At 32.6% G+C, this 22,113-nt stretch carries 16 protein-coding genes; 10 read left to right on the top strand and 6 right to left on the bottom strand.

The window, feature by feature from the left end:
• Positions 1-25 precede the first annotated feature (25 nt).
• Both V5E38_RS17825 and V5E38_RS17820 read right to left on the bottom strand, forming a co-directional pair.
• Positions 26-796: a MurR/RpiR family transcriptional regulator gene (locus tag V5E38_RS17825; RefSeq protein WP_499210954.1), complete on the bottom strand. Its 771-nt coding sequence runs from the start codon at positions 794-796 to the stop codon at positions 26-28.
• A 186-nt stretch (positions 797-982) separates the two neighbouring features.
• Positions 983-1,405, bottom strand: coding sequence for a VOC family protein (locus V5E38_RS17820; RefSeq protein WP_097978269.1), 423 nt, complete (start codon positions 1,403-1,405; stop codon positions 983-985).
• A gap of 860 nt (positions 1,406-2,265) precedes the next feature.
• On the opposite strand from V5E38_RS17820, the gene V5E38_RS17815 reads away from it, so the two are divergent.
• The 8 genes from V5E38_RS17815 to V5E38_RS17780 all read left to right on the top strand — a co-directional run bounded on the left by V5E38_RS17815 (position 2,266) and on the right by V5E38_RS17780 (position 15,781).
• Positions 2,266-5,772, top strand: a complete 3,507-nt coding sequence (locus V5E38_RS17815; protein WP_499210953.1) for a S8 family serine peptidase — start codon at positions 2,266-2,268, stop codon at positions 5,770-5,772.
• A 185-nt stretch (positions 5,773-5,957) separates the two neighbouring features.
• A complete protein-coding gene (locus V5E38_RS17810) occupies positions 5,958-6,812 on the top strand; it encodes a MurR/RpiR family transcriptional regulator (RefSeq protein WP_335474824.1) in 855 nt (284 codons plus the stop codon).
• 412 nt (positions 6,813-7,224) lie between these two features.
• Positions 7,225-9,603 (top strand): M6 family metallopeptidase, encoded by a 2,379-nt coding sequence (locus V5E38_RS17805; RefSeq protein WP_499210952.1) that lies wholly within the window; start codon positions 7,225-7,227, stop codon positions 9,601-9,603.
• 207 nt (positions 9,604-9,810) lie between these two features.
• Positions 9,811-10,884, top strand: a complete 1,074-nt coding sequence (locus V5E38_RS17800; protein ID WP_499210951.1) for a DUF871 domain-containing protein — start codon at positions 9,811-9,813, stop codon at positions 10,882-10,884.
• 254 nt (positions 10,885-11,138) lie between these two features.
• A complete protein-coding gene (locus V5E38_RS17795) occupies positions 11,139-11,747 on the top strand; it encodes a class I SAM-dependent methyltransferase (protein ID WP_499210950.1) in 609 nt (202 codons plus the stop codon).
• 91 nt (positions 11,748-11,838) lie between these two features.
• The gene (locus tag V5E38_RS17790; protein WP_499210949.1) at positions 11,839-12,930 is read left to right on the top strand and encodes a threonine aldolase family protein; all 1,092 of its coding nucleotides are present in this window, start codon (positions 11,839-11,841) and stop codon (positions 12,928-12,930) included.
• 56 nt (positions 12,931-12,986) lie between these two features.
• On the top strand, positions 12,987-13,385 hold the full coding sequence (locus V5E38_RS17785) for a VOC family protein (protein WP_499210948.1): 399 nt from the start codon (positions 12,987-12,989) through the stop codon (positions 13,383-13,385).
• Positions 13,386-13,558: 173 nt separating this feature from the next.
• Entirely contained in the window at positions 13,559-15,781 is a 2,223-nt protein-coding gene (locus V5E38_RS17780; protein WP_499210947.1) for a glycoside hydrolase family 65 protein, read from the top strand.
• A 61-nt stretch (positions 15,782-15,842) separates the two neighbouring features.
• Here the strand turns inward: V5E38_RS17780 and gloA2 are convergent, their stop codons facing one another.
• Together gloA2 and V5E38_RS17770 are read right to left on the bottom strand one after the other, a co-directional pair.
• Entirely contained in the window at positions 15,843-16,229 is a 387-nt protein-coding gene (gene gloA2 / locus V5E38_RS17775) for an SMU1112c/YaeR family gloxylase I-like metalloprotein (protein WP_097978278.1), read from the bottom strand.
• A gap of 196 nt (positions 16,230-16,425) precedes the next feature.
• Positions 16,426-16,644, bottom strand: coding sequence for a hypothetical protein (locus V5E38_RS17770; protein ID WP_056468254.1), 219 nt, complete (start codon positions 16,642-16,644; stop codon positions 16,426-16,428).
• Between the two features lie 222 nt (positions 16,645-16,866).
• Between V5E38_RS17770 and V5E38_RS17765 the strand changes: the two genes are divergently transcribed.
• Both V5E38_RS17765 and V5E38_RS17760 read left to right on the top strand, forming a co-directional pair.
• A complete protein-coding gene (locus tag V5E38_RS17765) occupies positions 16,867-17,901 on the top strand; it encodes a DUF3048 domain-containing protein (RefSeq protein WP_499210946.1) in 1,035 nt (344 codons plus the stop codon).
• Between the two features lie 186 nt (positions 17,902-18,087).
• Positions 18,088-18,948, top strand: a complete 861-nt coding sequence (locus V5E38_RS17760) for a pentapeptide repeat-containing protein (RefSeq protein WP_499210945.1) — start codon at positions 18,088-18,090, stop codon at positions 18,946-18,948.
• A gap of 735 nt (positions 18,949-19,683) precedes the next feature.
• Here the strand turns inward: V5E38_RS17760 and V5E38_RS17755 are convergent.
• Together V5E38_RS17755 and pdxR are read right to left on the bottom strand one after the other, a co-directional pair.
• The gene (locus tag V5E38_RS17755; protein ID WP_499213598.1) at positions 19,684-20,427 is read right to left on the bottom strand and encodes an FtsW/RodA/SpoVE family cell cycle protein; all 744 of its coding nucleotides are present in this window, start codon (positions 20,425-20,427) and stop codon (positions 19,684-19,686) included.
• A gap of 131 nt (positions 20,428-20,558) precedes the next feature.
• The gene (gene pdxR, locus V5E38_RS17750; protein WP_499210944.1) at positions 20,559-21,992 is read right to left on the bottom strand and encodes an aminotransferase-like domain-containing protein; all 1,434 of its coding nucleotides are present in this window, start codon (positions 21,990-21,992) and stop codon (positions 20,559-20,561) included.
• Positions 21,993-22,113 lie beyond the last annotated feature (121 nt).

Genomic DNA, 22,113 nt, shown 5'->3' with positions numbered 1-22,113 from the left:
GACGACTTCTGTCTCTTTTGAATAACTAACATATCTTCATTTCGTTTAAATAGGCAATAATAATGAAATCTAGTACCATACTTAATGGAAACCTTGAAGTCATATCAAGCTCACCAAAGTATGTGTTTGTAATATAAGCTTGAAGAGATAAACTTACTTCTTTTTGTAAACGATTTGAGTGGCTTCCAGTTATGGCGATCGTTTTAACGTTCCTATTCTTTAAAAGATGGGCAAATTCTAACATATGTAAAGTCTCCCCACTATATGAAACTAGTATGGCCAAATCATTTTCTGCTAAACTATTTGCAGCACTACGTAGCTCGTCCCAATCAGTTCGCGCATTACATAACTTTCCTGCAAACATGAGTTTTCTAGAAGCGTCAACACAAGCGGGAAGTGAGTTACCAACTCCGAATATTTCAACATGTGTACTTTGCTTTAGATAATAAGCAGCTAGCTTAATCTTTTCTTCATCAATATATTCTAATGTTTTTTCCATTTCTTCTTTCATTCTCTCCATATGCGTATTAAGGAGATAGGAGGTAGAGGAAACTGGACTTTGAACTTTATTTGTTTCCATTGAAAGAGTATATTTTAAATCTTGAAACCCACGAAAGCCTAATTGCTGGCATGTTCTACTAATTGTTGCTGTCGATACATAAAGCTCTTTTGATAATTCATCAAGATTCAGCTTCGTAATATAATCCGTATTTTGTAAAATATAATCCAATACTTGTTTTTCAAGCTGGCTAAGTTTTTCTCTATTTTGTGATAACCGTTTTAATAGTATTTGCATAAAATTTCACCTACTTTTAGAGAACTAGAAATATACCTTATTATATAGGAAATATTCTGAATGAAAAGAAATATAGATTGAGGAGCAAGATGAGAGATATCTCATGTGAGGAAGTGTAGTAGAGATATGTAAAAAAAAGGAAATGAATCCTATTAATAAGGGTTCATTTCCTTTTTTATCTATAAATTAAAATTCACCAGTACCGTGATTAAACATCCAATGAATGCCAAATTTATCTGTTAGGCTACCATAAGCTTTACTCCAAAAAGTTTCTTGAAGTTCCATTTCTACTTTACCGCCATCACTTAATTTAGTAAAGACAGATCTAAGTTCTTCTAAATCCTCACTTAAAAAAGATAAATGAATATTATTACCTTGGTTAAAAGGGAAACCAGGGAAAGTATCAGAGAACATAACGTTGCTACCGCTAATGTTCAATCTAGTATGCATAACTAAATTTTTCGCTTCTTCAGGTAGTGGGTATTCTGGATTTGGGGGTGCTTCACCGAAAGTCATAATTTTTGGTGTTTCTGTGTTAAATACAGCCGCATAGAATTCAACTGCTTCACGTGTATTACCATTAAAATTTAAATAAACATCGATTGGCATTTTTTTCACTCCTAATGTTATGTATTAAGACTTTAAAAGCCTACAAATCCATTCTATCCAAAAAAAGGTAATTTAACAAACTAAAATTTGGGAATTGTATGAAAAATTCTGATTTTTATTCGAGGCGGGATGAATTAATAGTGGAGTTGTAATTTTAGATGAAAAATCGTATTAATCCCCAGGGGGCATTTAAAAATGGAGAATCGCAATTAAAATCTATGAATCGCAATTAAAAATGGGAAACAGCAATTAAAATCTATGAATCGCAATTAAAAAAGGGAAATGGCAATTAAATTCTTATAATCGCAATTAAAATAGCAGAACTAACTTCATTATTAAGCTAAAAAACAATTTTTACAAAAAACCGCTCCATTTTAGACTAACTCACCAACACTGCCAATGTTCAGGGGGAAAATAAGTAGAAATTTGTCGTAAAGATGGTAAAGACAGATTATTCTGACCACTTCTAATACCATATTTTTACCTATTTAAAAAAGAAGAGACTTCGATTGAAAATAATAAATTGCATCTTTTATTTAATATAAACAAATATAACCCTAAAATGTCTCAACCTATTAATGTAATTTTCCCGAGTTTATGAATTTTTTTCGAATTTCCTCGACTGAATATGTCAAAAACCTCTTTTTTTCTACTTAAATTCTTTAAGTTTACTCCAAACTGAATAAGCCAAAAGTCCGGTTGAATAACCCATTATGATTATAGAGTTAACGAATTTAAAATTAGTATAGTATCAAATTTATTAATAAAGCATTAGCAATTTATTGGGTCAGTTTGGTTTGTATCTATTTATATTTTAATAGATTTAAAAACATTAAAGTTTACTGTAGAGGAGATTAGAGATGAAAAAGAGAAAAAGCTTTCCTTACAAAGTCCTTGCAACGACAACTTTAGCTTCAATGTTATTTACATCAACTGGATTTGCTGAAGGAACAAATGAAAATCAGGTGCCGGCTCCAAGTTTAGATGAGATTACAAAGCAGGGTCAAAAGATTTTTGCTGATGAACAAAAACAAACTGGCGAAAAAGCTGTAGACCCATTTGGCTATAAAGATTTGAATGAAGCTCATGCTTATAAACCAAATGAAAAAGTACGTGTAATCGTTGAGGTCGAACAACCAACAACTTCTGATGATTCTACTCAAACTAAAAAAGCACGTTTTAAAGAAAAGCAAGATCAAGTCATCTCAAAGATATCAAAGGAAAGATCTGTACCTAAAATAAATCAACGCTTCTATGAAGGGTTTAATGGTTTTAGTTTGGAGACAGAATTTCGTAACTTAAAAGATATTCAACAAACACCAGGCGTAACGAATGTACATATTGCAAGAAAGTTCCAACCTTCAATGGGAGCAAGTAAAGAATTAGTACAAGCTCAAAAAGTTTGGCAAAGTTACGGATATCAAGGTGAGGGATTATTAGTAGCGGTAGTCGATACAGGTATTGACTATACGCATAAAGATATGACAATCACTGAAAAAGGCAAAGCAAAAGAAAAATGGAATCAAGAAAACATTAAAAGTAAACTAGCTGAAACAAGTGTAGGAGAAGTTTGGTATAGTGACAAAGTTCCAACTGGATATGACTGGGCGGATCATGATACAGATGTGATTCCACATGGTTCAGGAAATGAACATGGCATGCACGTATCAGGTACAATTGGTGCAAACGGTGATGATGCAAATGATGGGGTAGAAGGTATTGCTCCGGGCGTACAGTTACTAGCAGAAAAAGTATTCTCTGATACAGCAAATGGGGCGTATGAAGACGATATCATTGCAGGTATTGAGCATGCAGTAACAATGGGAGCAGATGTCATTAATATGAGTTTAGGAACTGATTCAGAATTTGTTAGTGAAGTAGATGATCCGATTCAAAAAGTGATCCGTGAAGCGACTGAGCAAGGTACGCTTGTAGTTGTAGCGGGTGGAAACTCTGCTTATAGTACACAAAATAATTTGCTACAATCTTCTTTAAAACCATATGCTGAAAATCCGGATATTGGTACAGTTGGGGAACCAGGAGTTAGTCCTTTTGCGTTATCTGTGGCTTCATATGAAAATTCAAGTATACATATGAGTACTTTAAAAGAAGAAAATGGATTGCAACTTCCATACCAAGATCAATCACAATATAACTTTAATCTATCAAAAGTATTATCACCGCTTGAATCTTATGAATTGGTTTATGTAGGAGAAGGTAAAACTGCCGATTTTAAAAATCTTCCTGATTTAACTGGTAAAATTGTAGTAGCAAAACCAAATCAAAGGTATGCTACCTACTCTTATATTCAATCAGAAGCGAAGAAGAAGAACGCAAAAGCGGTAATTCTTGTTCCTGCTGCTGGTGATATTGACTATCCATTAGTTTATTGGAGTCCTTATTTTAATGTACAAGCAGCTACTACAAGTAAAGAGATAGGCAATGCATTAATTTCTAAGTTAAAAAGTGGATATGTTGTAAAAATGAAACCATCTAAAGGGGTATATGTTGATAACCCTGATAAGAATACGATGTCATATTTTTCTTCATATGGGGCTCCACATACATTAGATTTTAAACCTGAAATTTCTGCACCAGGAGGTAATATCTACTCAACTGTACTTGGGAATGGCTATGAGGTTATGAGCGGTACATCAATGGCATCTCCACATGTTGCTGGTGGTTCAGCATTAGTTTTACAATCGCTTTATGAAAAAGGATTAAAACATTCAGAGAGTACAGCTTTAAAAGCAAAAATTGCTTTAATGAACACTTCTAAACTAGTACAGGATCCTAGTACGAATAATGAAGTTCCGTATTCTCCACGTATTCAAGGATCTGGTTTAATGCAAATTCAAAATGCAATTAAAACGCCTGTACTTGTGACAAGGGAGAAAACTCCGCTAGAACAAGCTGGAGCTGTGGCACTAAAAGAAGTGAACAATAATATTCACTTCAAATTAAATGCAGAAGCTCTTCAAAATCTAAATGTAAAAGATTTAGAATATGAAGTATATGTAGATGTATTTACAGATGGCAGAGAAACAAAAGAATTTGACTTAGACAGTGATGGAAAGTTAGATTCAAAAGAATATTTAACATTAAAAAGTGAGCGTATCCAAGGGGCTACTGCAACTGTAAATGGTGAAAAAGTAACAAGCACAGAAGGAAAGACATTAAAAATTAAACCAGGACAAGAAAAAAATCTTGATGTTCAGATTCAACTTCCATCAAGCTTAAAAGATGGTTCTTTTGTTGAGGGATACGTACGTTTAGTTCCTTCAGGACAAAATAGCGATTCAGCAGTACCGTTGTCAGTTCCTTACATGGGCTATTATGGCAAATGGGATCAACCACAAAACATTGATCCAGCAGCATATGAGAAAGATGCATTCTTAGGTTATACTACACTTTGGAATGATGAAATAGGAGCAGAAGGGGTATTCCCATTAGGTTATGATCCATACACAGGAAGATTTAATATGGATCGTATTGTAATGTCACCAAATACTCCATTGAAGGAAGTATACCCATCATTTACAGTGCTTCGTAACTTAGCTAAAACAGAAATGTACGTAGAAAATGATAAAGGTGAATTACTTCAATACTTAGGTGATTTTAGTGAATATACTGGTAAGCCATGGAAATTCCGTAAAAACATTATGTCTTATAGAGACTATTTGAATACTGGATATGGTTGGGATTTAAAAGATCAAAATGGACAAGTCGTGAAGGACGGCGTTTATAACTATGTAATCAAAACAACGCTTGATTATAATGGTGCAAAGCCGCAAATCGTAAAACTTCCATTGCATATTGACTCAGTTGCTCCAGTCGTTTCGGATATAAAAGTAACACCTAAAGATGGCCAATACGAAATCTCATTCAAAGCGGATGATGTTGGAAGTGGTTATAATGGTGCAATCGTTTGGTATAACGGTAAATATAAGTCACTACCACAAGGAGCAACATCTACTCTAGTAAAAGAAGAGCCAAAGAGTGTCGTAGTATTAGGAGCAGACTATGCACTAAACCAAAGTTATACAGTTTGGGGAGATCCTTATTATATTAACGAGGGAATGCTTGTTAGTTACTTCAGTGTATATCCAAATAAAAATGTAAATGCAAAAACACCTGCAGGAATCAATGCCTTTGCAAATAATAATGTAAATTGGAAAATTTATATTAAGGATTCGAAAGGTAATGTAGTTGATTCAATGGATGTACAAGATAAAAATGAAATCCACTTAAAATGGACTCCAGAAGCAACTGTTCCAAATGGTACGTATACAATATCTGCGGATGTATCTAGTAAAGATGGTTTTAAAGTATCCGTAACACCACAAACAATTACAGTACAACAATAAATCATCAAAAAGTAAAAGTGTAGGGAATATTTTTTCCTACACTTTTTATTTTTAACCAATTTTTAAATGTAGAAAGAACTAAAAAACAATTTTAATTTCGTTATTAATATGATTTTCTAACCATTTGGTTCATAATAGAGAATAATAGTATTTTGTATGTTTTTTAGCAGAAAGGTGTTTAGTAAATGAAACATTTAACAATCTTATCAAAAATTGAAAATTATATGGATCGCTTTACGCAAGCTGAAAAGAAAATCGCTGTATATATAATGGAGCATGCTGAAATTGTCCCCAACTTAACGACTAAAGATATTTCTAACAATACTGGAGCTAGTGAAGCAAGTGTTGTTCGATTTTGTAAAACAATAGGAATCGGTAGTTTTAAAGCCTTTAAAATAGCATTAGTTCGAGATTTGACTGTAGCTGAAATGAATATTAATGATTTTTCTGTAATGGATAAAAAGGACACACCATATGATTTATTTAATAAAGTAACTTATGTAAATAAAGCCGCTATTGAAGCTACGGTATCAACTTTAGATAAAAGAGAATTAGAAAAAGCAACTGATGAAATTGTAAAAGCTAAGAAGATTATATTTTATGGAGTTGGCGGCTCAGCTGTATCAGCTATGGACGGAGCATATAAATTTGGGAAAATTGGCTATCATGCCATTATGTCTCCTGACTTCCATATGGTAATTACTTTAGTAGGTCATATGGAAGAAGGCGATATTTTTGTTGCCGTTTCTAATTCAGGGAAAACAAAGGATGTATTAGAGCTTGCTCGTTTTGCTAAGAAAAAGGGAGCAACGATCATTGCGATTACTAAGCTTGGCAAGTCTCCGTTATTTAAGGAAGCTGATATCAAACTTTGTACACCTGACATGGAACAAGATATTCGAATTGGAAGTATAGCTTCTAAAATGGCACAACAAAATATAATCGATTCATTATATGTCATATGCTTTAACCGAATCGGTAATAAAGTATCTAGTAGGCTTCAGGAGTATAGTGAAGAGGCAGGCAAATTAAGAAGGTAATCAAAATTAACTTATAAGTAAAGGAAGATGAGCAAAGGTATGTTTATGGCTTATCTTTTTTTTTAGTTAAGAGGAGGGAAAAAATGTCAAAATTTGAAGAGGGAAATTTATATAACTAGTTACAATTACATGTATTACATTATTAAATTTATTTTTAATGTGATTTTAATAATTCTAAAGTGCTAATTCCAAAAAATAGATTAATAGAAGAATATAAGGCTAAAGTATGTAATGTCGAAAAAGCAACTTATAAAAACTGACGAATTTCGTCAGTTTTTTATATTAAAAAGTAAATTTTTTATAAAATTAATGCGAAATTTGTTAGTATTTGATGAAAAAAACCCTCTGTGATTTATAGAATTTTTAGAATATTATTAAAATGTACTTTGAAAATTATTAAGGGGGGCTTATTTTGAACAAGTTTGTAGTAACTAGTTTTGCATCAGTAATGGTTGCCGGAACTTTATTTTCTGGAATTCCATTAAAAACAGCATCATCTGAAAGCTTAAGTAAAGTACATAGTGCATTAGCTAAGCATTCAAAAAGTACTTTAGATTTATCGTTAGTTAATGACGAAAAGTTATTAGATGCATTAATTAAACGTGGTGTGGTTTCTGCTAATGCTTCAGAAGCACAGAAACAAGCTGCATTACAAAGTTATTTAGCGGTTAAAGGTCAATCGGATCAAGTAACAGAAAAAGATCCAATTGCAAGCAAAGTAAAAAAAGCAGATGCTGCTAAACACGGAGAATTTAAAGACTTCAATAATGGCCTATTACACGGAAACGGTAAGAAAAATGGTCAATTAAAAGGTACTCCTGATCCAGTTCAAGAGTCAGCTTCACCAGGAATTCAAAAGAAGGGTAAACTTCTAACATTAATGGTAGAGTTTTCTGATTTTCCTCATAACAATATTAAGAAGAATGAAACAGACAACTGGTACCCAGATTTTACTCAACAACATTATGAAGATATGATTTTTGGTAAAAATGGTGTGAAAGGTCCAAACGGAGAAACTTTCCTTTCACAAAAACAATATTATGAACAACAATCTGGTGGAACTTATACAGTTGATGGTAAAGCATATGGCTGGTTAAAAGTACCAGGAACTGCAGCATATTACGGAAAAGATTCTAAAACTGGACATGATAACGTAACACCAGGTGGATCAAAACAATTAGTAATTGATGCTTATGCTGCTGCAAAAGCTGCAGGAGTTCCTTTACAAGAGTACGATTTAGAAGATCCACATGATTTAGATGGAGACGGTAACTACTGGGAGCCAGATGGTTTAGTTGATCACCTTCAAATCATCCACTCAGGTATGGGACAAGAAGCTGGCGGTGGATCACTAGGAGACAACGCAATTTGGTCTCATCGTTCTGCTAAATTCGTTGACCCAGATGGACTTGGAAAAGGTTTACCTGGCTTCTATGACTACACAATGATGCCAGAAGATGGTGCAACAGGCGTATTTGCACACGAATATGGTCATGATTTAGGATTACCAGATGAGTACGATACAATTTACTCTGGTGCTGGTGAAGCTGTTGAATATTGGTCAATCATGTCAGCTGGTTCTTGGGCAGGTAAGGTTCCGGGAACAGAGCCAACAGGTTTCTCTCCATGGGCAAAATCATATTTCCAATCAACTTTAGGTGGAAAATGGACTAACCCAACTGTAGTAAATTGGGAAGATGTATCTACAAAAGGTACTCAATTCTTATTAGATCAAGCAAATTCACCACTTGGTCAAAACAACCAAGCAATTCAAGTGAATTTACCGAAAAAAGTATCACCTATTAATAAACCAGCTGCTGGCACTTATGAGTATTGGGGTGGACAAGCAGACGAAATGGATAATAGCATGGTTACTTCTGTAGATTTAACAGGAAAAGCTTCAGCAACATTAACTTTTGATGCTTGGTACGATATGGAAGAACAATGGGATTTCGCATTTGTTCAAGTTTCAACTGACAATGGAGCTACTTGGAAATCATTAGGAAACACTCATACTAGAAGTGATGTTGTGTCTGAAGGTTATCCAACTATCTTAAATTCAATGCCTGGCTTCACTGGAAAATCAAATGGATGGGAAGCTCAAAGCTTTGATTTATCAGCATATAAAGGCCAAAAAATTCAGCTTCGCTTACGTTCTGCAACTGACTGGGGTACTTCAAATGTTGGATTCTTTGCAGATAATATTAAAGTAGTAGCAGATGGCGCAACAATTGTTGATGATGGTGCTGAAAATGCAACTTCTCCATTTACTTTAAAAGGATTTAATAAGTTTGATGGTAACAAATATTCAAATCATTACTACTTATTAGAATGGCGTAACCATAAAGGTGCTGACGAAGGTTTAGCTCATATTAATCGCGGAGGCTCTCTATTAAGCTATGATGGTGGTTTAGTAGTATGGTATGTTGATGATAGCTTTACTGAAAACTGGACAGGTATTCACCCAGGTGATGGTTTCTTAGGTGTTGTTGATGCTCACGACGATACTAATTTATTATGGAACTATGGCGCTGAAGCAAGTGCTCGTTTCCATGTAGCGGATGCAGCTTTCGGATTAAATCCGACATCAGGCTATAACATTGCTTATAAAACAGGAGAAGAACTAAAATCTCCAAGCCAAGAAGGTATCTCTTTATTTAATGATAGCAAAGACTACAATAATGCATTCTTACCAGATGCTGGTCGTAACATCGGACACTTTGGTTTAAAAGTTCGAGTTAATGGTCAATCTACTGACAAATCAGTTGGATCAATCGTAGTATATAAATAATAATGAACTTAAGAAAGGCAACTTAATGTTGTCTTTCTTTTTTTGTTTTTAAGTGATTAATAGGAAACCATTAGACAAACTAATAATATATTTCTTTTATACGAAATATAATTTCATGTATATAACTCGTTATATTGACTTTTTATTTCGAGAGTTTAAAATGATAACAAAATAGTATAAATCTAATTAGGAAGAAGGAAAGTGAGTATGCTAGGTATATCAATCTATTTATCTGAAAAAAATAGTGAGAAGAATAAAAAATATATCGAAATAGCAAAAAAGAATGGATTTCATTCAATATTTACCTCTTTACATATACCAGAAGATGACCCTTCAACTTATAAAAAGCTACTTCAAACACTTGGTACAGAGGCAAAGGAAAATGAAATGGAGCTTATGGCAGATATTTCTGCAAAATCACTTACACATTTAGGCTTAGATTACTCAAATGTGGGTGAATTACAAAATTGGGGTGTTACTGGTTTAAGAGTAGATTACGGATTAAATGAAAAACAAACAGCAGACCTTTCTAAAAAAATGAAGATTGCACTTAATGCAAGTACACTTACGCCTGTATTTTTAGACGAATTGCTTAAATGCGAATTACAAACTAAAAATGTAGAAGCTTGGCATAATTTTTATCCCCGTCCAGAAACCGGATTAGCCACATCTTATTTAATCGAAAAAAACAAATGGTTAAAAAGCTTTGGAATTTCTACAATGGCATTTATTCCTGGAAATGATGAAATGAGAGGGCCACTTTTTAAAGGACTACCTACATTAGAAAAACATCGTGGAACTAACCCTCTACAAGCTTACTTAGATCTAACTCAAAACTGTTACATCGATAAAGTTTTAGTTGGTGATATTAATATAAAAATAGAAACGATGGAGGCTCTTTCAAAAACAAAGGATTTTATTGAATTAAGATATAGATCGTATTCACAAGATGAAGAAATCCTTTCCATTATAGAGCAAGTTCATACGAATCGAGAAGATCCCGCACGCGATTGTCTTCGATCTATGGAGTCTAGACTATATGGAAGCTTTGGTAAGAATAGTTTAAAGCCAGTAAATACAATTACTCGCTCAGTTGGATCCGTGACAATTGATAATGAATTATATGGCAGATATGGAGGTGAGCTACAAATTATACTTACTAATCTACCAAGCGATGAGAAAGTAAATGTAATAGGAAAGATTATTGAAGACGATCTATCATTATTACAATATATTGGCGCGGGTAAGAAGTTTCAGTTAAAGCGTGTTTCAGACTGTTGACAAACGCTCGCTTTCTTCGTTGCTTCGCCTGCTGAGCGATGCTCATTACCGTCTAGGGTAACTCCGCTCCTTATCAGGCTTCGCGCCTCGAAAGACAAGCGCTTCAATCAGTCTGAAAATCAATTTTTTAGAACTTTGTCTACAAAAAAAGTGTGTTTAAATAACACGCTTCTTTTTGTAAGGTTAGACTGAACTATTTAGAAACGGTATGATAAAGATACTTACAAAATATTAGTTCGAATGGTCGTGGAAAAATGGACGATATGTATTATGATAACCTATTGAATATAAAAACAGAGGGAGAGCAAAAAGGATTTAACGAATCTTTTCATTATCATCGATATGAGCCAACACCTTATAGCGCTTTACAACAACTATTTAAACAATACACACTTTCCAGAAATGACCGAATAGTTGATTTCGGATGCGGTAAAGGAAGATTAAATTTCTATATAAATAGATTGTTTAATGCTACTGTTGTTGGGATTGAAATGAGTGAAAAATATTATAATGAAGCAATTGAAAATAAAAAGAATTACATAAAAAAAACAAAGACAAGCGAAGAAAAAATCCTGTTTTATTGCTGCTTGGCTGAAGATTATCAAATTAATCCATTAGATAATTGTTTCTATTTTTTTAATCCATTTTCAATCCAAATTTTTATGAATATCATAAATAATATATTAATTTCAGTTGAGCAATCAAAGAGAAATGTTGAAATCATTTTGTATTATAGTTCTGATGATTATATTTATTTTTTAGAAAACCAGACTGCCTTTGAATTAAAACAAGAGATCCTATTAGCAGATGCTTATAATAAAAATCAAAATGAGAGATTTTTAGTCTATCGATTAACTTACTAAGTTTATAAGATTCAAGGATTTATTGGTCGTTATGGAGAATTTTTTTAAGTGGGATAACAGTAAACTAAATAGTCGAAAGGAAGAGTTCAATTTGAATAACATTAATCCTTTTATAGAATCATTTAAAAATACAAACCAACAATTAGCAGGTAATGGATTTAGAAATATCCAAGTACTAAAGGATGCACTAAACGAATTCAATGGTAGTGAAGAAAGCGATCTTTATGGAGCAGGGAATTTTATTGAGGATTTTCAAGAAAAAATGGCAGAGTTTTTGGGTAAGGAATCAGCAGTGTTTTTTCCAAGCGGTACGATGGCTCAGCAAATCGCATTAAGAATTTGGTGTGATCAAAAAGGAATTAATAAAGTTGCTTATCATCCTTTATCACATTTAGAAATTCATGAAGAAGATGGTTTGAAAAAACTACATAATATACAGCCTATTTTACTAGCAGATAAAAGTCGTGTTATTGAGTTAGAGGATGTTTTAGCAATGGATGAGGAAATCTCTTGTTTATTACTAGAATTACCACAACGAGAAATTGGTGGACAACTACCTTCATATGAAACACTAGAATCAATTTCTTCATACTGTCGTGAAAAGGGAATTAAATTGCATTTAGATGGTGCTAGATTAATGGAAATTCTCCCATACTATAAGAAGACAGCTTCTGAATTATGTAGCTTATTTGATAGTGTTTATATGTCATTTTATAAAGGCATTGGAGGAGTAGCAGGAGCGATTCTTGCGGGTAACCGAGATTTTATCGACGAATCAAAAGTTTGGAAAAGAAGACATGGAGGAGATTTAATTAGTCTTTATCCTTACATAATAAGTGCAAATTATTATTTTGATCAAAGAGCAAATAAGATGGGGCAATACTATGAAGATGCAGTAGAGTTAGCCAAATTTTTTAATAGTTGCCAAGCAATCAATACTGTCCCAACTATTCCCGTTTCGAATATGTTTCATGTCCATTTTAATGCTCTGATCGAAAAGGTTAAAAACATACTTCAATCGATTCATGAAGAAACAAAAATTGGTATTACCGGTAACTTAAGACCAGTTAATGAGGAAGTTTGTTATTGTGAGATTAGTATTGGAGATTTATATTCAACAATCTCTAAAGAGGATCTACACTGTATTTTTAACAAATTAAACGAAGAAATGAAATCACTATAAACCAAAATTGTTTAAGCAATGAATTTTTAATATAAATAAAAAGGGAGTTGACTTAAATGCAAAAAATTACAACGTTTTTAATGTTTGAAGGACAAGCAGAAGAAGCAATGAATTTTTATATGTCACTATTTAACAATTCAGAGGTTGTGAATATTACGCGTTATGGAGCAGATATGGGTGAGTTTGAAGGGAAAGTAATCCATGCTACTTTCACATTAAACGGCCAACAATTTATGTGCATTGATAGTACCGTTAAACATAAATTTACGTTTACACCAGCTGTTTCATTATATGTGACTTGTGAAACAAATGAAGAAATTGAAAATGCATACAAACAATTAAGTCAAGGCGGTGAAGTATTAATGCCTTTGCAATCATATCCATTCAGTGAAAAGTTTGTATGGGTGAATGATAAATATGGTGTATCTTGGCAATTAACTCTGGCAAAAAACTAATAAAGAACTGTAAGAATAAATCGTGTAGGAAACAGTGACACGATTTTTTTTATTGTCAGTAATCCTATTTTTTAACAAAACAGCCACTATTTTTATAATATCAAGTTTAAAATAAGAAGTTTTATTGCAAACTTTTACTATATGAATTTTTATAAAGGTGAGATTTTAACTATATGAATGAAGTAAATATGATTACTGAAAAAGAATTTGACGAGCAATTAATTAATAAATATGCAAGTTTAATGGCATTAGGTAATGGTTACTTAGGTTTGAGATCTTGTCATGAGGAAGACTATGAAGGACAAAGTAGGGGGATGTATATAGCGGGTATCTATAATCAGTTATCTCCAAGTCAAACGACAAAGATTGTGAATCTTCCAGATCTAATTGGAATGGAAATTGAAATAAATGGTGATATTTTTTCAAATGCAACTGGTCAATTTACATTTTATGATCGAAAATTAAATATGCTGACTGGCGAGTTAATAAGAGAGGTAATTTGGAAGAATAAAGATGGAAATCGATTCCATTTCTTGTTTCAGCGTTTTGTTTCAAAGGATGATTTACATTTACTTGCTTCAAAAATTACTCTCACAGCTTTAGATTGTAATGCCAAGATTAAAATAAAAACAGGTATTAATGCGGAGTGTGTCAGTCAACAAAAGAATGAACTTACGGAAGAATTAGTAAGAATAATGGATAATAGAATTATGCATGGTGTTTATCAAACGACTGAGTCCAAACATAAAATTGCGATCGCTACATCCTGTGTAACTCCAGATGAGAGTGAAGTTTCATATTTTACGTTAAATAATCAGCTTCTAGCCTCAATTACACAAGATCTCGTAGTTGATCGAACGGTTGAGTTTTCAAAAATTAGCTCAGTTTATACCTCTAATGATATGTTACGAGAAGATCCTTCTGCAGCTTGTGTTAATACTGTACAGAAATTTTTATCAGAGGGTTATGATAATTTGAGAAATAGTACGACTATCAAATGGCAGGATTTTTGGAAACAAAAAAGGGTAGTCATAACATCAAAAGATCAAGCGGATCAGTTAGCTCTTGATTTTTCTTTATACCATATAGAAGCAATGACTCCTGGACATGATGATCGATTGAGTATAGGCGCAAGGGGGTTAACTGGCGAGGGCAATAATGGTTTAATTTTTTGGGATACAGAGATGTTTATTGCACCGTTTCACTTATTTACTGAACCAGATATTGCTAAAAGATTACTAAGATATCGCTATCATCATATTAAAGAAGCAAAAGTAAATGCATTCCAATCAGGTTATGAGGGTACTTTATTTCCTTGGGCAAGTGCTTTTTCCGGAAAAGAAGAAACACAAAAAGGTTCAGCGAATAATACAAAACCCGAGATTGTGCAAAGCTCAAATTCAGCAAAATCAAGTGAACATATTGTAGCTGACATAGCATTTGCTGTCGTACAATATTATGAAAATACACTAGATGAAAGCTTTATGGCCAATGATGGACTTGAACTACTCAAAGAAACTGCACACTTTTGGGTGAGTAGGACAACTGATGCAAATGGCGATTTAATGATTAAAAATGTAATCGGCCTAGACGAATACACAGATCAAGTAGATAATAATGCTTATACGAATTACATGGCTTTTTATAATGTGCAGAATGCGTTAAATTATATGGGAAAATACAATGATCCTGATGCAGAATTAAAGCAAAAATGTACTGATTTTTTAAAACGATTATATTTACCAAGCCCAAATGATGAAAATGTCATCCCACAAGATGATACATTTTTAAGTAAACCCGAGATTGATTTAACTGAATATAGACAATCCATTGCAAGTAGGGAAATTCTATTAGATTATTCCCTAAAAGAACTTTATGAACTACAAGTGTTAAAACAAGCTGATGTTGTCATGTTGCTCTATCTTTTCCCGGATTTGTTCTCAACGGAAATCGCTAAAAAGAATTTAGAATACTACGAAGAGCGTACTGTTCATGATTCTCCAATAAGTAAAGCAATTCATGCAATTGTTGCTGCAAGATGTGACTATCAAGAAGAGTCTTACCAATTATTTCAAGAAGGATGTTTAATCGATTTAGGACCGAATCCAAAATCATCAGATGATGGAATTCATGCTGCGCCTATGGGAGCAAATTGGCTAGTAGCAATTTTTGGCTTTGCAAATATCTCCATGGACATAAACCGTTTAAAAATTGATCCGAAATTACCTTCAAATTGGGATAAAATGATTTTTCCTTTCCTATGGCAAGGAGCAAGACTTGAAATAACAATTGCCAAAAAAACGGTAACAATCACAAAGGAATACGGTCCACCAGTATCATTAGAAATTAATGGTGAAACATATAATTTAACAGAAAAAATAAAGGTTTCTCTATAAGATGATAAAAAAGAAAAAACAAAACCCAATCTTTCATTAAGATTGGGTTTTGTTTTTAAATCTACTCTTCATACAATTCTAATGGTAAACCATCAGGATCCTGGAAAAATGTAAATCTTTTATTCGTTAACTCGTCAATTCGAATTGGTTCTACAAAGACAGCATTTTGTTTTAAGTATTGAATACTTTCTTCTATATTAGACACAGTAAATGCTAAATGGCGTAACCCAACTGCTTCTGGATTTGTACGTCGTTTCGGTGGATTAGGAAATGAAAATAGCTCAATTTGTCCATTTTCTCCAATACTTAAGTCCAATTTATAAGAGTCTCGCTCCTCACGATAGGTTTCCTTAATTACCTTACAGCCTAATAAATTTATGTAAAAATGCTTAGATAATTCATAATTTGAACAAATAATAGCGACATGATGGATATTCTTAATTTCCATATTAAAACTCCTTATTACTTTGATTTACTAAAACCTTTCCTAGTTTATCATGATTAGTCCAGTTTGAAAAAAGAATACATTCCATTTAGACAGTATAGTTCATAGTTTTAAGTGGAAAAATGAATTGTGAAACTGTAAAACTGGGCAAAAATTCAAAAAAAATAATGGGAATAATCTCCCATTAAGTTTTATAAATTTATCTTCTTCTTTTTTTATCATCTTTTGCTAAAACCTGTACTTTCTTTATAACTTCTAGTTCTACAATTACATGCACATGTTTATCATTTATTTGATTAACACTTAATACTTTACCTTTTCGACCTTTAATGGAAATAGTATCTCCTTCAGAGGGGACATTTTTGAGTAGTTGGTTTAATAGTTCAACGTTTTTCTCGATATAATGAACTACAATCATATAGCTTCAACTCCTCTAATCATTCTTATCTTTATACAATATTTAAGATTAAATAAAATAAGAACAAATTTAAGCTGATTATTTAACAATACAAGTTCATATATTAAGGAAGAACTCCAAATAGAAGACTGTTATATTATTTTTGGAAAATTCAAATAAATACTTTCTATTTTATAAGTTATTTAATACAATTTAAGAAAATAACAGATTGTGAGGGAGCCAATGCATAAGAAAATTTTATCAATAATTGTGATAAGTATGCTTCTAGTAGGATGTAAGCATGGCGAAAAGTCTGTAAAAACAGTTAAAAATGATGATAAAAATCCTTCGAATGAACATGTAATTGATAAAGGAGAAATTGATACGATTTATGCTCCTTTAAGTGGATTACCAGTAAGTCAGGCTAGTGAACAGAGACCTGTTGCAGTTATGGTTAATAATTATTATTTAGCTAGACCTCAAAGTGGATTAAGTAATGCTGATGTTGTTTATGAAATTTTAGCAGAAGGAGATATTACAAGATTTTTAGCTATTTTTCAAAGCAATATTCCCGAGAAAATTGGTCCTGTAAGAAGTGCGAGAGATTATTACATCAATTTGGCAAACGGTTATCATGCATTATTTATCTGTCACGGAAATAGTCCTAAAGCGAAACAAATGATGGATTCAGGAATGATTGACGCATTAAACGGACTGATCTACGACGGTACGTTATTTAAAAGAGACAAAACGAGAAAAGCACCTCACAATTCTTATATTTTGAAAGAGGGTATTGAAAAAGGAGTTGCTCAAAGACATTATTCTTATTCTGAAAAAGTTACTCCATTAGATTTTACTCAGAAAGACTTAGTATTTGATAACTCTTGGAAAAATGCTGGTGAAGTATTTATAAAGTACTCTCATGATGCAAGAAATAATGTGAATTACAAGTATTCGAATTCAACTAAACAATTTCAGCGAGTTCAAAAAGGAATTGTAGCAAAGGATGCTTTGAATGGGAAAGAGCTTCAAATTAAAAATATTTTAGTCGTAGAAGCAACTCATAAAATTATTGATAGCTATGGTCGCCGTTCAATTGATCTCGAACATGGAGGAAAAGGATATTATATTGTTGATGGAAAGTATATGAATATACAATGGAAGAATGTAGATGGCCGAATTATTCCGTTTACATTAGATGGAACTGAAATAAAACTTTCACCAGGTCAAACTTGGATTAACTTCGTTCCATTTTTAAAAGATGTAACAATTAAATAAAGTACATTAAAGCAGATAATTTTATAAAATTATCTGTTTTTTATTGCTAAAGGATGAAAAGTAACACCGTCTAAAGAATGTTGAAAGTTACACTTAATAAGCTGTATTACGTTTGACCAAAAAAAATTACGATGTTACGATAAAAATTATTATTCATTTATATATGGTGGGTAGGGGGCGCAGGAAGTGGCTAGTAAAATTGAAAATATAAGATTAGTAAATGAGCGTTATCAAAATCTAAAAGCGGACTGTGAGAGTTGCTTTGGTCTATGCTGTGTCGCATTACCTTTTGCTGCCTCGGCTGATTTTGCTAATGATAAAATTGCAGGCAAACCTTGCCATAATTTACAATCAGACTTTCGTTGCGGAGTTCACAAGAATTTAAGAGAGTTAGGTTTCAAAGGCTGTACTGTTTTTGATTGCTTTGGAGCGGGACAAAAAGTATCTCAAGTAACCTTTAATGGAAAAGACTGGAGACAACATCCAGAATTGGCTAATGAGATGTATGAAGTATTTCCAATTATGAAGCAACTGCATGAAATGCTTTGGTATTTAAATGAAAGTTTGACGATTAGTGCTGCAAGTGAGATTCATAATGAATTAAAAACAGTTATAGAAGAAACTGAAAAATTAACACTTATGGACCCTAAACTAATACAAAACTTAGATATCACAGTCCACCGTGCAGAAGTTAACTCTTTACTTATACGTGTTAGTGAGAAAACAAGGACAGTGGCTTTGAAAAAATTTAAAAACAATAAAAAACGTCAAAAAGCTACCGGTAGAGCTTTAGACTTTATTGGTGCTAAGTTAAAGGATGCGAATTTTATCGGAGCTAACTTAAGAGGAGCCTATCTAATTGCCGCTGATTTAAAGGGAGCCGATTTAAGAGGTTCTGATCTAATCGGTGCAGACTTACGAGATGCTAATCTGAGTGGTGCGGACCTTACAGGAAGTATTTTTCTTACTCAAGCTCAAATTAACTCAGCAAAGGGAGATTATCACACTAGAATACCAGAAACACTTAAAAGACCATCTCATTGGTGAGAAAAATAAAAATGGACGATTTTAATGGTTCATTTTTTTAACTTGTGGAAATAAAACAGAGGAAATATTAAAATAACTTCCTCGTGACGGTTTCATGAGTAAATAAAACAGCAGAAATGTAAAAAGAACTTCCTCATGACGGGTTCATGAGGAAGTAAAACAGCAGAAATATAAAAATAACATCCTCATGACAGGTTCATGAGGATGTGAAACAACAAAAACCTGAAAAGAACTTCCTCATGACGGTTTCATGAGGAAGTAAAGCATCAAAAACCTGAAAAGAATTTCCTCATGACGGGTTCATGAGGAAGTAAAACAACAAAAACCTGAAAAGAACTTCCTCATAACGGGTTCATGAGGAAGTAAAACAGCAAAAACCTGAAAAGAACTTCCTCATGACAGGCTCATTAGGAATTAAAAACAGCCCAACCGCATTTTTTCAGAGTGTTGAATTATAAAATGGTCAAAAGGGAAAACGGACATTAAATTGAACATTTATTTAATTATGAAATTATCATTTTTGGACGATCTATTAATGGTTTTAATTGTTAATATGTTTTAGTAATTTCATGATTCCAATAATCACTAGTAATGATTTTTTTCAGAAGTTAAATATATTATGAGCTAATTTTTAGAAAAATAAATTGAGTTGATTAGTTTAATTAAAGTTCGAAATTAGTTGACCTAAAGCTGACTAATACTCAACAGCTTGAAAAAATGAGCCATTTTACTGGTTCATTTTTTATTATATACATACCAAGAAATTGCAATTAAGTAACCGATAAGAGGTGATGTTCCATAACCCATAATCGGTACTGGGAAGTTTCCAAAACAGCTTGAAAGAATACTAATTAAAAAATAGATCCCTAAACTAAAGGATAATGGTTTTGCACTGTTTGGCGGAAATAAGAAAAATGGTATTAATAAAATTAAAAGTGAAATTATCGCTAAGACTAGCCATCCGATTCCCATTTCCTTTACTAAACTTAAAATGTCCTCTACATAAGGAACTGGGGCAAGTTGGTCTAAGTGAGACCAGCTAAAGATAATTAAAAGTATAAAAACAATTAATAGGAGTATTTGAACACTTTTATTCTTTATAATATTTAATAATAGAAATGAGATGGCGATCGTAAAAGCTGTTAGTTGAGATGCATCTGGTTGAAAAAGTAATAATACTGTAAAGATTAATGCAAAACCAAAAGTAAGCCAAAATGGTTTTGATTTCATTAAGCTTGTTAGTTGAATTAATAATAACGGAACTAAAACTAAAGCGATATTAAATCTTAATGGACCAATTGCTATCCAGCGGTGTACACCGTATAATCCATTGTCCAAAAAGGTAAGTAAAAATAATATGAGTATGCATGTAATAACAATGATATTTGTTTTTTTCTTTGCGGTTCTCTTATCTCTAAATAGTACTAAAAAGGAGATGATTCCTCCTACAATAGCAATTAAAATATTTTGACCGTAAATGGAAGGGGAAACTTGGTTATATCATGGCAAGTACTCCGATTATCATTGCTGGTATGGTTATGAAGAGTGGTAATAAGTTTATTTTTTTGAAATTAAGCATCTTGTTCTATATGGCCTTCCTTTAATTAGTTTTATATTTTTTTTATTATATTGCGTAGTTTCTCTAACCCCTCGGCTAAATCATTTTCGCTAACTAGTGAGTAACTAATCCGAAATGAAGAGGTATCTGTATTGTTGTTAAAACAAGCTACACCAGGTAAGAATGAGATATTTTCATGATTGGCTTTTCTTAATAAATTAAAAATATCTAGATTGGATTTATTAAATGTAAGCCACAAATTAAAGCCACCATCAGGTATCCGAAAATTTAATTGATCATTAAGAGATGAAAGTATTTCAACACTTGTATCACGCCGAATTTGTAGAGCTATTCTTAGTTTTTCAACGTGACTTCGCATTCGATCTGTTCGTAGAAAGGGTAAAATTGCTTTTTGTGTTAGCAAAGGGCTACCGACATCCATTGAAGCTTTAATCGCAAGTAGCCATTCCAGAACTGGTCCATTTGCTAGCATCGCAGCAATTCTAACTCCGGGTGCTAAAGTTTTACTAAATCCTTTAATGTAGATGACGTGGTCTGATTGATCATAATATTTAATTGGGTAATATTGAAATGCTTTTTCGAAATAAATATCACTAAATGAATCGTCTTCAAGAATAAAAAAATGATACTGTTGTGCTAGTTCAATTAATTCTTTTCTACGACTATTACTCATTGAGATTCCAGTTGGGTTTTGAAAGGTAGGGTTAACATAAAGTAATTTTGGTGTAAATTTAATGCACATATCTTCAATTAAGTCTGATCGAATTCCCTCTTCATCCATCTCGACAGGTATTATATGAATCCCCTTATTTATAAAAATATCAAGTGCACCACCATAGCATGGACTCTCGACTATAATTGAATCCCCAGGTTTTAATAGTGCTTGTGCTACTAAGTCAATTCCTTGCTGAACCCCACTTGTAATAATTAGATTTTCAGCTTTAGATCGTATTTTTTGAAATTCATATAAATGTTTAATAATTTCCGTTCTTAATTCAATATCTCCTTGAACCGGTCCGTAGGTTGTTAATATTGAAGCATCATCTCTTAATAGTTTTTGCATTTCATCCGCTAAAAATTTATTAGGAAGCAGACGTGGATAGACAACTGCTTTTGAAAAATCATATTTTAACTGTTCTCTATTTATTAAATATTGGGATCGTACAATATTGATTCCTAAAGTCTGTTGCCAGTTATTACTTGGATCAACTTGTGCTGTTTTTTTTACTTTCTTACTAATAAATACTCCTTTACCTGGCATCACTGTGACATAGCCGTTTGTCTCTAACCATTTATAAGCCTTTCTAACAGTTAAAACGCTTATTGAAAGCTCCTCAGCCAGTATCCTTAAAGATGGTAATTTTTCGTTAGATAAAAGTAGACCACTTTGAATGCTACCTGCAATTTGAGTGCCTACTTGGAGATAAATCGGAACTGTTGATTTTTTATGGATTTGAATTTTCATAGATCACCACTAGTTTTTAGTATTAAATTAATTAAAAAAAGATCAATCGTCAATGGAAAAAGAGCTAACTGTTATATGCTCTATTATACTGTTATACTCCGACTTTAATATAATACTTTTA

Origin of the sequence: Rossellomorea sp. GAMAL-10_SWC, from assembly GCF_049568075.1 — a bacterium.
Lineage (GTDB): Bacteria > Bacillota > Bacilli > Bacillales > Bacillaceae_G > Gottfriedia.
This window is presented reverse-complemented; position numbering and strand designations above follow the sequence as displayed.

Bases quoted from the DNA above. Each gene is read 5' to 3' on its own strand.
- V5E38_RS17825 (WP_499210954.1), bottom strand. From the start codon at position 796: ATGCAAATACTATTAAAACGGTTATCACAAAATAGAGAAAAACTTAGC.
- V5E38_RS17820 (WP_097978269.1), bottom strand. From the start codon at position 1,405: ATGCCAATCGATGTTTATTTAAATTTTAATGGTAATACACGTGAAGCA.
- V5E38_RS17815 (WP_499210953.1), top strand. From the start codon at position 2,266: ATGAAAAAGAGAAAAAGCTTTCCTTACAAAGTCCTTGCAACGACAACT.
- V5E38_RS17810 (WP_335474824.1), top strand. From the start codon at position 5,958: ATGAAACATTTAACAATCTTATCAAAAATTGAAAATTATATGGATCGC.
- V5E38_RS17800 (WP_499210951.1), top strand. From the start codon at position 9,811: ATGCTAGGTATATCAATCTATTTATCTGAAAAAAATAGTGAGAAGAAT.
- V5E38_RS17795 (WP_499210950.1), top strand. From the start codon at position 11,139: ATGGACGATATGTATTATGATAACCTATTGAATATAAAAACAGAGGGA.
- V5E38_RS17785 (WP_499210948.1), top strand. From the start codon at position 12,987: ATGCAAAAAATTACAACGTTTTTAATGTTTGAAGGACAAGCAGAAGAA.
- V5E38_RS17780 (WP_499210947.1), top strand. From the start codon at position 13,559: ATGAATGAAGTAAATATGATTACTGAAAAAGAATTTGACGAGCAATTA.
- gloA2 (WP_097978278.1), bottom strand. From the start codon at position 16,229: ATGGAAATTAAGAATATCCATCATGTCGCTATTATTTGTTCAAATTAT.
- V5E38_RS17770 (WP_056468254.1), bottom strand. From the start codon at position 16,644: ATGATTGTAGTTCATTATATCGAGAAAAACGTTGAACTATTAAACCAA.
- V5E38_RS17765 (WP_499210946.1), top strand. From the start codon at position 16,867: ATGCATAAGAAAATTTTATCAATAATTGTGATAAGTATGCTTCTAGTA.
- pdxR (WP_499210944.1), bottom strand. From the start codon at position 21,992: ATGAAAATTCAAATCCATAAAAAATCAACAGTTCCGATTTATCTCCAA.